Genomic DNA, 12,016 nt, shown 5'->3' with positions numbered 1-12,016 from the left:
TTTTGCCAAGTTTGAGAGAAATCAAAAGCAGCAGCAATGATATTTTTCCAACGCGTAATGGTAGTGGTATCAGCACCAAAAAAACGCATGACGGCTTCAAAGGCTTGCCCAAAAGCCCGTATTATCCCCCGTGCAAAGCCCTTCATAAAAGAAGAAAAACGGTCCCAATATTTCCACAAAGCAAAACCAGCAGCCAGTATGACCGCCACAACAGCAGCAACCACAGCTCCTATTGGGGTAAAAATAGCCCCCGCAACAGAGGCAATACCAGCCCCAACCACTTCTATCACTGTCCCGATCCAACCAAAAGAGGCAGAAAATGCCGCACCTGAAACGGCTATCCCTCGTAAAGCCCCCACAAGTAAAGTCATTGGGCGAAGAAGACGCAGCGCGCTCCCACCAAGCCCTGCCATCGGCTGCACGGGTGCGCACCACATTGACAAAGCGCCTCAATGGGTCACTGGAGGTGGTGTGTTTGCCCCATAAAATACGTCCATTGGCGACAATTTTTCCATGGGCATTTTGGCTAAGCCGTGCTGGAATAAAGGTAGCAATATCGGCTTGGTTAAGGCGATTTGCCTCATGATCGATTTCCCCATCAAAATAGCTAATGGGGCGCGCTGTTCCTAAAATGCCTTTGACATCTTGGTTGGAGGGAAACCAAAAAACACCGCCCCTTTGCTTGTCGCGTTTGATAAACATGGCGGCAGCAAAAGGACTTGCCGGTTTAACACTAACACCCCCATCACTATTTGCCACCCAGACAAAGGAATCAATCAAGTAACAAAAATGCAACAATTAAACTTCCCCCTGAAGATATAGCGGAACTCGTAGCAGAGCTTGATAAAAAGTTACAAGAGCTTGTTCAAAAAATCAAAGACAGAGAAAAAATAAAGCTTACCTTGCCTCTTTTTAAAATTGCATTTAAAACGTCAAATAGAGGTTGGAAAAGCACTCAAGAACTACACAAATCCAACCTAACCATCATTATACAATGGAAAATGAAGGGGCATTTCTCCTTACATTAAGATTTTTAATAACACTTTGTTTTTAACATATTATATCTTTTTTTGCTTTTTGGGCTGATTTTGGAGCAAACTTCACAATTTATAGATTTTTTTCAAAGGGGCTTAAAAGGCGGTCTTCTAGGCTTTCACAGAGTTTTTTTAAATCTTCAAAGCCTTTTTCCTATTTTCCATTGAATCACAGTTTTTTCTCATTTTCACTCTTTTTTAGATGTCAAAATCCATTTTGATAAAACGCGCATTTAATGGTGAAAATTAGTCATAAAAAAATCATAAATTTCCACCTATTCCCACTTAAAAAAACTCCTGTCAAACGACAAACTTTCTTTTTTGTATATCCACAGCAGCATGGATACTGCTATTCTTTATTGCTCATTTCCTCTCTTCTTGTTTCTTTTTATAACTCAATAAAATTTATCTCTAAATAATGCACAATAATAACACTATGATCTAAAATCAAATAAATATAAATAATTTTTAATATTATAAAATAATTTATATTTATTTCATAATGAATAATACTCAAAACATTATGTATTTTTACAAAAAAATATTTTTCTACTTTACATAAAAATAAAAACAATCTATTGGTCCCCAAAGTAGAAAACCATTCATTTGATATCCTTCTTGTAAGCGGGGGAGGAATGCATGGGGCTTATAAGTTAAGGAAAATATCTAAATGTTTAAAAAATCTCTTTTATCCGGCACAGCTGCCGTAGCTATCATGCTGTTTAGCACTCATTTCAGCGCATATGCGACAGTCCTCAGTGCTACAAGTAATGAAGAAGTAAAAGACGTCTCCGACGACGCATCCGAAAAACACTATGATGCTATTAAAGCAACAAATAGTGGAAAAATCATTGGCAAGGATTTAAAAGTAACCGCTCCTGAATCTGAAAAAACTGGTGTAACATCTACAGATCTTGGTAGCGAAATTACGTTAAAAGGGGAAACAACCATTGAAAAAGCTATGGATGGGATCCTAGCAAAAACAGGTGGTAAAATCACCAGCGAAGACTTAAAAATAAAAGGAAACGATAAAGGAACTGGTGTAACAACCACAGATCCTGATAGTACAGTTGAATTAACAGGCACAACAACCATTGAAAAAGTTGCAAACGGGTTTCGGGTAAATAAGGGCAGTAAAGTCACTGCAAAAGATGTAACGATAATCCTTCCTGAAGCTAAAGAAGACAGCATTGGTATACTCGTCGATGGTGCTAATAGCGCGGTTAAATTAACGGGTCAAACAACTATTAAAGACATTGCTGGCAGCGGTCTTAGGATAACAAGTGGTGGCAAACTCGTTAGTAAAGATTTAACAATAACGGGCTCTCAGAACGAAAAAAATACCAATAGCACTGGTATAGAGTCCTACTTGCCGAATACTATTATTGAATTAACAGGCACCACAACCATTGAAAATATGGTAACTGGGCTTTATACAACAATTGGTAGCAAAATCGTTAGCGAAAATTTGACAATAACTGGCTCTGAAACTGAAAAAAAGAGTACTGGTGCCAAAGCTGACAACAACAGCGTCNACTGGCTCTGAAACTGAAAAAAAGAGTACTGGTGCCAAAGCTGACAACAACAGCGTCATTACATTAAAAGGCACCACAACCATTGAAAAAGTTGTAAACGGCCTTGATATACAAAATGCAGCTACAGTCAAGATGACTAATGGTTCCATTTCAGCCTCTCAAATAGGTGCTCTTTTCAACGCTAGCGGAAGTGATGAAAATAAAAACACGCTGGAAAATGTACAAATATCGAGCAGCAAAAATGACGCCTTGATAGATAAAGGAATAAGTGCCGAAAAAAGCACTGTATCTTTAAACAATGTAACCGTCACTAAAGCGACAACAGGCATATTTGCAAATAATAACTCCACAATAACAGTGTCTGGAGGTTCATTCGACGGAAAAACTGATGGGGTATATGCTAAAGAAGGCAGCGCCATTACTTTAGACGAAAAAGCTGCAGTTACATCATCTGATGGTTACGGACTTCATGCAGAAGGTCCAGCCAAAATTACGAAGACAAAAGGTGCTGTAAGTGGAAAACAAGCTGCATTATTTGCAGAAAAAGGTGGAAAGATTGATGCCACAGATGTTGCTCTAACAACAACAGATGACACTGGAACTGGCGCAAAAGCCGATGGCGCTGACAGCATGATTACATTAAAAGGCACCACAACCATTGAAAAAGTTGTAAACGGCCTTGATATACAAAATGCAGCTACAGTCAAGATGACTGATGGGTCCATTACAGCCTCTCAAATAGGTGCTCTTTTCAACGCTAGCGGAAGTGGTGAAAATAAAAACACTCTGGAAAATGTACAAATATCGAGCAGCAAAAATGACGCCTTGATAGATAAAGGAATAAGTGCCGAAAAAAGCACTGTTGCTTTAAACAATGTAACCGTCACTAAAGCGACAACAGGCATATTTGCAAATAATAACTCCACAATAACAGTGTCTGGAGGTTCATTTGATTCGAAACAAGCAACAATATTTGCGCAAAACGGCAGCACAATCACTATAAATGATTCTAAAATTACATCATCTGATAACACTGGGCTCCGGGCAAAAGACAATGGCACCATCAAAATGGCGAAAGGAAAAGTTAAGGGAGGAATTTATGCAGCATTAACTGCTGAAAACGGTGGACATATTAATGTTACAGATGTTTCTCTCTCAGTAGCTACAGGTGGTGGAGCTGGTGCAAATGCCAGTGGCCCTAATAGTATGATCGAATTGCATGGAACAGAAATTGATCATGCTTTTCTTGGGCTTTATGCAGAAAAAAATGCTATAATTAAAATGACCGGAGGAACTATTACAACTTCTACAGTTGGTGCTACCTTTTATGACAGTAAAAACAATGAAAATAAGCTGGAAGATGTGACAATATCGAGCAGTCAAAAAGATGAAACAGTGGTGTTTACAGGATTAAATTCCCAAGCAAGCAATGTCACTTTAAAAAATGTACACATTACAAATGCAAAATTCGGCGTATATGCAATGGATCATTCTAAAATCAAAATATCAGGAGGATCATTTGTTGGAAACGATATAGGGATTAACGCAGAGAGTGGCAGCACCATTGCTTTAAACAACAATGTTACAGTCGCATCATCTAGTGGTAATGGACTCCGTGCAGATGGTTCAGGATCTAAGATCACAATGGCAGGAGGAAAAGTAACAACAATAGGAAATACACAAACTGCATTATTTGCAGAAAAAGGTGGACAGATTGATGCCACGAATGTTGCTTTAACAACAGATGGCAAAGGAACCGGTGTAGAGGCCTTTGGTCCTGATAGCACAATTGAATTGCATGGCGATACAACAATTAACAATACTTTGAACGGTCTTGGAGCAGTTAATGGTGGTAAAATTACCAGCGAAAATTTAACCGTAGTCGGAGGTGAAACAATTGATCAAGACACCGACAAAAGCCGCTCTGGTGTATGGACAGCGGATGAAGGGAGTGAAATTACGTTAACGGGCAAAACAACTATTCAAAATGTTGATGAAGGTCTTTATGCAGATGGTGGGAGTAAAATCATTAGCGGAGATTTAACAATAACCGGTGGTGAAAGTAAAAAAGAGACCATTGCCGTAAACGTTGCGGAGCCTGACAGTGCAATCGAATTAAATGGTAAAACAACCATTCAAAATTTTGATTTTGGTCTTACTGCAGGAAATAATAGCACGATTAAGATGATTAATGGTGATATTGAAGCAGCACAGAATGCCGTAGAAAACAAAATAGAAGTAAAAAAAGTTGCACTAGGCGTAGCATATGGTGGACATATTGATCTCACAAATGTTTCTGTAACAGCAGGAGTTAGCGGCGTACAGTTTTTAGATCTCTTTGGTACCAAACTCAATGAATCAGATGATCCCAAAAAACATCCAAGTAGTGAAATCAATTTAACCAATGCAGATATTAACGTTAAAAACGGCACAGGAATTCTTATTGGAGCTCTCACTAAGAATAACGTTGAAGATACTCAAGAATTGTCAATCGGCACAGTCAATCTTAAAAAATCAGAAGTTCATGCTGACGTATTATTAGGAGATGGTATTTTTTGGGACAAAACGTCATGGAAAGATAAAGAGTGGTGGGATGGTAAAGAGGTTAAAGCGATCTCCAACGGCACCTTCACATTAAGCGCTGATCAGTCTACTTTAGAGGGCAGAGCGAATATTGCTAAAGACAGAAATGTACACTTTGATCTGAAAAACGATACAACATGGACGTTGAAAATCAGCAAAAACGAAAAAGATGATGATGGCAATCTACTTGATATCGCTCAAAGATCTCGTTCTGATGTTTCTGTGCTAAACCTCAACAACAGCTCCATTGTTTTTGAGAAACCAACAGAAGATCACTACCAAACATTGCATATAGGTTCTGGTAAACCAGACACACAAGAAGTCTACAATGCAACGGATGATGCGAAGATTTACTTCAACGCTGAATGGAGTGATGGTGCTGCAATAGAGGACCAAAAAACCGATAGACTTTTAATCAATGGAGATGTCTCTGGCAACACATCAGTTTATGTCACGGGGCGCTTAGAAGAGAACAATGTCGAAGCAAACACCTCTGCTGCTGCCAATATCCGTGGTCTTTCACTCATTCAAGTTTCTGGAAAAGCAGAAGAAAACTCTTTCAAACTTGTAAATGGCTATACCACAAGAGGTGGCTTACCAGATATGTATACACTACGTGCCTATGGACCAGACTCAAGCCAAGGCAAAGCCGATATTGCGCAAAACCTGTTTGATGAAAAGAATGAAAATTTCTGGGATTTCCGTTTGCAACCCGAACTGCTTGGTTCCAATTCTGGTTCAAATCCTGATCCTGAAACAAATATCCCTACCGTTGCCCTTGTACCACAAACAGCAAGTTATTTGGTCATGCCAAATGCTCTCTTCTACAGTGGATTGACCGATATGGCTAAACAAAACGCGCTTTTAGCCAATATCAGAACATCCGTCTTAGGAAAAGAAGAGGAGAAACAAACTGGTTTCTTCCTTTACACCTATGGAAGCACAGGAACTTTATCTTCTGAGCGTGGTCCTCTCAAATATGGTTATGGTGCTGATATTCGCTATGCTGCTCTCCAAGCCGGTGTCACATTGGCAGCAATTGAAGGGCAAAATACCACAACACATCTCGGTCTTGTAGGCACCTATGGGCAGCTGTCGTTCACACCAAAGGACATGAAAGATGCAGGAAAGAACACGCTGGATAAATGGGCCATTACAGCCTATGGCAGTATACAGCATGACAATGGTTTCTATATGGATACACTGTTATCCTATGGAATTCTAAAAGGAGATATCGGCAATGCTATCATTGGCAAAACTGCAAAATTGCAAAATGCCAAAATGTTGAGTATCTCCACCACTGTTGGCAAAGAATTTGCAACCGGAGTAGAAGGTTTAACCTTCGAGCCACAAGCACAAGTTGCCTATCAACATTTGATGTTTAACACCATTGAAGATGCTGATAATTTTACTGTTGATGTGAACAATCCTTCTCAATGGTTGATCCGTGTTGGTGGACGTTTGACCAAAACCATTTCCACTGAAAACAGCCGTCCTATGTCTTTCTATGGAAAAGTAAACTTGATCAAAACTTTTGGTGATGATAGTACCATTCATATTGGCAGAGATTTTGACCTTGATCCTATGGGACCTGCAATTGAAGGCGGCGTTGGCATCAATGCACAACTCTCCCACAATTTCTCGCTTCATGGTGATGTAAGCTATCAACAAAAGCTTCAGAAAACTGGTATAAGTGGTGCAAGCTTTTCAGGTGGTATACGCTATCAGTTTTAAGGAAAGGAAATTCTTCTCGGAACCTCTTATTTTAAGCAGAGCAGCCTGTACCCTACATGAGAAGGAAAGCACATGTACAAGCGTATGAGACTGAAAAAAGTGTAAAAGCGAGCGTTGCTTTCCCGTTCGTTTGCACAGAAAGGCTGCACAACTCTGTATTGTGCAGCTTTTTTAATTTTCTATAATATTATGTAGCCCTTTTGTTGATATTACCTCTTGTAAATAAACCCTGCTTTTCTTTTCTGCTAAAGTCCTTTTTATTCCTTAAAGAAACCTCTTTCTTCTTCATGCAGTAGATGTACTAGCTTTTCTTTAAAGGAATTCCCTTCACCTCTTTACGGCAGAAGATCTGCTGCAAAATACCTTTTTGCGCAGAAAATCCGATCAGGCATAACAAACATAACACAATGCTTTGTACTCAATTTATCTAAAATGCTCAGGAAATCATAAAGAAGAGCTAAAGCTTTATCAATCATCATAAGTATTATTTAAGTATATACATAAATATATTTTAGATATACAGAAAACAAATATTAAATTCATTATGTGATTCAAATTATAATAGTTTATATTTAATAATTTGTTTTATAAATTATAAATTACATAGTTATTTACAAAATAAAAAACCATTTAATAAAAAATTATTATATAATACAAGTAAATAATAAATTTAATATATAAATATAAAAAATAAATAAAGTATAAAATTATATAAATACTTTATATAAAAGTTAAAATAATATAACCTCCCGATGAAAATTGTGTATTCTTTATCCTTTTTATAAGAGGGGAAAAAATATGCGGAGGCTTATAAGTTAAGGAAAATCTTCATGTCTAAAAAATTTTTACTATCCTGTACAGCTGTTGCGACAATCGCGCTGTTTAGTGCTCATACTAATGTAAAAGCCGAAAAAATCTTAATGAATTTTCATGGAATAACTGAGGAAGCATCCAACTTCACTGTTGGCGGTATAATAGTGATAAAAGGTAGTGGAATAATTGGAAAAAATTTAGCAATAATTCACGACAGCAAAAACATGGAGGACGACTGGTTGAGCACTGTACGCATTATCGAACCTAATAGCTTTCTTGACTTATCAGAATCAACGATTAAGGCTAAAGAAATCGGTGTAATGGCAACAGACGGTGGTATAATAAAAATGAATGCAGTAGGTATTATTGCTCCTACAGTAGGCTTATTTCTCGAAGATAGCAAAAATGATAAAAACAAGCTGAAAAATGTGACAATAACGAGCAGTAAAGATGACTTAATGGAAAAAGGAATAGCTCTTTATAAGGAAAGTAAAGTCATCTTGGAAAACGTAACAGTTACTCAAGCAAAAGTGGGTATAGAAGCGTTGGATAATTCTCAAACAACGGTATCAGGAGGATACTTTAATGCAAAAGAGCATGGAATATACGCTGGTACAGGCTCTACAATTACTTTAAAGAACAATGTTACAGCGTCCTCTGATGAATATGGCCTCAATGCAAATGGTGCACAATCCAAAATCACGATGATTGGGGGAACTGTAACTGGAAAAAAAATGCATTAGTTGCAGCAAATAGTGGATATATTGATGGCATAGATACCACTCTAATGGCAGATGGCAATGGAAAAGGTGCATGGGCTAACGTCCCCAACAGTACAATTGAATTGCATGGCAATACAACCATTAAAGAGGCTATCATCGGACTTGAAGCAAACAGTGGTGTCATTCAAATGACAGGAGGATCTATCACTGTTTCCGAGACAGGGGCTTCTTTTGAAAACAGCAAGAGTGACAACAACAAGTTAGAAAATGTCGTGATAACAAGCAGCAGCGATGATAAACCGATAACCACAGGTGTAAGTGCTGATAAGGAAAGCACGGTTACTTTAAAAAATATCACCGTTAAGAACGCACAAAAGGCTCTCTTGGCTAATGATAATTCCCAAATAACGGTAACGGACGGCGGTTCCTTTGGCGGTGAGGTACAAGTCAAGCAAGGCAGCACAATTACTTTAAATGATAATGTTATAGTAACATCTGAAAATAATGGGCTTCATGCAGATGGTGAACAATCTAAAATCACAATGACTGGAGGAACTGTAAAAGCAAAAGAAGCTGCATTTGTCTTAAAAGATGGCGGATATATTGATGTCACAGATATTTCTGCGAAAGCACAGTGCAATGGGATAAGCATTGATGACTCCAAAAACGATCAGACTTCAAGAATCAACCTGACCAATACAAACCTTTTTGTCGAAGATGGAACGGGTATTGTTGCCAACAATTCATCAAATGGTAAACTCAACCTCAAAGATTCAAAAATCAGTGCCGACAGGTTATTCGTGGGTACAACTCATGATACGCCAAAACCTGATCAAATCTTTACACTCACCGCAGAAAACTCTCTCTTACAGGGGGGAGTAAGAAATGACGGAAACAGCAGAACAACTTTCGATCTCAAAAACGATACAACATGGTTCGTAAACACTAGCACAAAAGAAAAAGATGATGCGGGCAAGTTACTTGATATTGCCCAAAGATCTCATTCTGATGTTTCTATACTTAATCTCGACAATAGTTCCATTGTTTTTCAACAGCCGACAGAAAACCATTATCATACATTGCATATAGGTTCTGGGAAACCAGACACGCAAGCAGTCTACAATGCTTCTGGTGACGCAAAGATTTCTTTTAATGTTGGATCTGTTGAGAGCTCTGATATAATCGATCAAAAAAATGATCGACTTCTGATCCAAGGGGATGTCTTAGGTACAACAACAGTTTATGTTATGAGTGATTTCAAAGATAGCAATAATATAACAGAAGCTTTTCACCCTTCTTCTAATACCAGTGGAGTTTCGCTCATTCAAGTTTCCGGGAAAGCAGATGAAAATTCCTTCAAATTAGCCAATGGTTATATCCAAGCAACTGGTTCACCTTATAAATATAGGCTTACCGCTTATGGACCAACATCCAGCTATGGTGCTGCAAATGAAACACTAAACCTGTTGGGAGAAAATGATAATTTCTGGGATTTCCGTTTGCAGAAATTTATTTTACCACAAGTAGCGAGCTATTTGGCCGTACCTAATGCTCTCTTCTACGCTGGTTTTATCGATATGGCTCAACAAAGTACTCTGTTAGCTGATCTGAGAACAACAGCTATAGGGATCGAAGATAACGTCAAAAAAATGGATTCTTTCTCTCTTCCTATGGAAGTATCGCAACCCTATCGTCACAACAATATGGCTATAACACAAACATTCGCTATGCTGCTACACAAGCAGGTTTTACAGCTTCTGCACAAAAGAGCCAAAATACAATCCTATATTGGGGTCTTACCGGAACCTATGCTCAATTATCCCTCACCCCCCAAAATATAGAAGATGCAGACAAGAGTACGCTTAACAAATGGGCAGTCACAGCCTACAGCGGTATAGAGCATAATAGCGGTTTCTATATGGATACACTCTTCTCTTATGGGATCTGGAAAGGAAATATCTCTACAGCCATCGCTAACAGTACCACTAAAGTCGATGATATAAAAATGTTAATTGCCTCAACAACAATAGGTCAAAAATTCACAACGGGTATTAAAGCCCTCACGTTTGAACCCCAGGCACAACTTGTTTACCAGCGTCTAATCTTTAATGACTTTTCTGATGCTGATAATCTTAAAGTTGATATCGGTGAACCTTATCAATGGTTAGTACGCATTGGTGGACGTTTGACAAAAACTACTACCTCCACAGAAAAGAACCGTGTCATTTCTCTGTATGGAAAAGTGAACTTTCTCAAAACTTTTGGTGATGATGGTAAAGTACAGATTGGCGACACCTTTCCCCTTGATCCTACAGGATCTTCTATTGAAGGTGGGCTTGGCATCAATGCAAAATTGTCTCGCAGTTTAGCCCTCCATGGTGATATAAACTATCGAAAAAAGCTGCAAAAAACTGGTATATCCGGAACAAACTTTTCAGGAGGGATACGCTATCAGTTTTAAGGAAAGGCTGTAAATAGCCTATTCATTCTATTCAATTTAACAAAAAAGGCAGTATACATACTGCCTTTTTAATCTATGTAAGCTACTATTCTTATCCCCTGAAACTTTTTTCTTTTCTCCTCAATGATCTCCTTCCCTCCTATTTACACGAGTCGCGCGGCATATTCATTATCGAATTTGTCTATAAAGCTAAGCAAAGTGTATTTTTAGATAATAAAAAGAAGACTACATTGGAAAAGATAATGATAAAAGAAACTCTCTCTTCATACCTTTTCTATGTTTATCCTCCTGTTTCTTCAATCCATTAGCTTAACAGCACCCTGTAAGGATTCATTTATATGTCCATGTACCGTTTTTAGGCAAACCATTTTGACAAATGCTTATCCCTCTCATTCCATACAGTATATTGATTTATAAAGATAATTCTTTGTTTTGCATATTGAATGAGAGTCCCTAATATCGTAGGATTCTCTCATTTCAAACTTGTTTTATGTTGAATCAATTAAAAATTTTCTTGCACGTTACAAGCAGGGCTGGCGTGTGGAGAAAAGTTATATAAGAAAAGCCTGAGAATTCCTCTCATGAACTGCCTCAAGTGCCAAGGGCTTGTCACAAACATTGGGAGCTAGCAAAATGTGTGACGGGCTTGCTCCTTCGTAAGCGTAAAGATGATGGGACTCTATGGCTTTAGCGTTATAGCATCCATGAACACCATCGCGAAATGGGCTGTGCTTCCTTAGAAAAATGGACTTTGCTACCCTTAGCCTCTTTAAAGAAAGCCTGTGAATAGCCCCCTCATCTCTTCTTCTTATAGCAGAAAAAATTTGCTAATCGTTTTGGTGAATGCATCAAATAATACATCTCAACACTATAGAGCTTTTATAGCGATTATCTTTAATAGACAATTTTTAAATATCATACTTCATAGTGCTTTTAGCATAAGCTTAACCAAGCTAGGTTTTATGAACTCAACTTTTTATGATCATGAAAAAAGTTTTTCTGAAGCAAAACTTCAAATCATAGAGAACACCATCGATATAATTCGTTTTGTTATTTACAATAAAAACATAATGATATAGAAACTGTCTGGGTACTTGCGCCATCAGGGGAATGAAGTAAGCATCAAAGCATACC

General features: G+C 38.1%; 3 protein-coding genes and 4 pseudogenes. 5 read left to right on the top strand and 2 right to left on the bottom strand.

Annotation, left to right across the window (positions count from 1 at the left end; all coding sequences use genetic code 11):
* Positions 1–437 (bottom strand): annotated as a pseudogene (locus ACFIMX_RS03420) (phage tail tape measure protein); the annotation flags it as partial.
* Positions 415–789 (bottom strand): annotated as a pseudogene (locus ACFIMX_RS03415) (phage tail protein); the annotation flags it as partial. The pseudogenes ACFIMX_RS03420 and ACFIMX_RS03415, both read right to left, overlap by 23 nt.
* Here ACFIMX_RS03415 and ACFIMX_RS03410 point away from each other — a divergent pair.
* The 5 genes and pseudogenes from ACFIMX_RS03410 to ACFIMX_RS03390 all read left to right on the top strand — a co-directional run.
* Positions 786–981: pseudogene (locus ACFIMX_RS03410) on the top strand (transcriptional regulator); the annotation flags it as partial. The pseudogenes ACFIMX_RS03415 and ACFIMX_RS03410 sit on opposite strands and share 4 nt — an antisense overlap.
* Positions 982–2,701: 1,720 nt before the next feature.
* The gene (locus tag ACFIMX_RS03405; RefSeq protein WP_375694032.1) at positions 2,702–6,886 is read left to right on the top strand and encodes an autotransporter outer membrane beta-barrel domain-containing protein; all 4,185 of its coding nucleotides are present in this window, start codon (positions 2,702–2,704) and stop codon (positions 6,884–6,886) included.
* An 830-nt stretch (positions 6,887–7,716) separates the two neighbouring features.
* Entirely contained in the window at positions 7,717–8,442 is a 726-nt protein-coding gene (locus ACFIMX_RS03400; protein WP_375694030.1) for a right-handed parallel beta-helix repeat-containing protein, read from the top strand.
* A gap of 44 nt (positions 8,443–8,486) precedes the next feature.
* Positions 8,487–9,773, top strand: a pseudogene (locus ACFIMX_RS03395) (autotransporter outer membrane beta-barrel domain-containing protein); the annotation flags it as partial.
* Positions 9,774–10,099: 326 nt separating this feature from the next.
* Positions 10,100–10,882, top strand: a complete 783-nt coding sequence (locus tag ACFIMX_RS03390; protein WP_375694031.1) for an autotransporter outer membrane beta-barrel domain-containing protein — start codon at positions 10,100–10,102, stop codon at positions 10,880–10,882.
* The last annotated feature ends 1,134 nt before the right edge of the window (positions 10,883–12,016 follow it).

Origin of the sequence: Bartonella sp. AD24XZML, assembly GCF_042196485.1 — a bacterium.
Lineage (GTDB): Bacteria > Pseudomonadota > Alphaproteobacteria > Rhizobiales > Rhizobiaceae > Bartonella.
Note: the sequence above shows the minus strand (reverse complement) of the source record. Positions and strands in the feature narration are given on the sequence as shown.

What these genes read in the sequence shown, in the direction of transcription:
- ACFIMX_RS03405 (WP_375694032.1), top strand. Translation starts at nt 2,702, where the DNA reads ATGACTAATGGTTCCATTTCAGCCTCTCAAATAGGTGCTCTTTTCAAC.
- ACFIMX_RS03400 (WP_375694030.1), top strand. Translation starts at nt 7,717, where the DNA reads ATGTCTAAAAAATTTTTACTATCCTGTACAGCTGTTGCGACAATCGCG.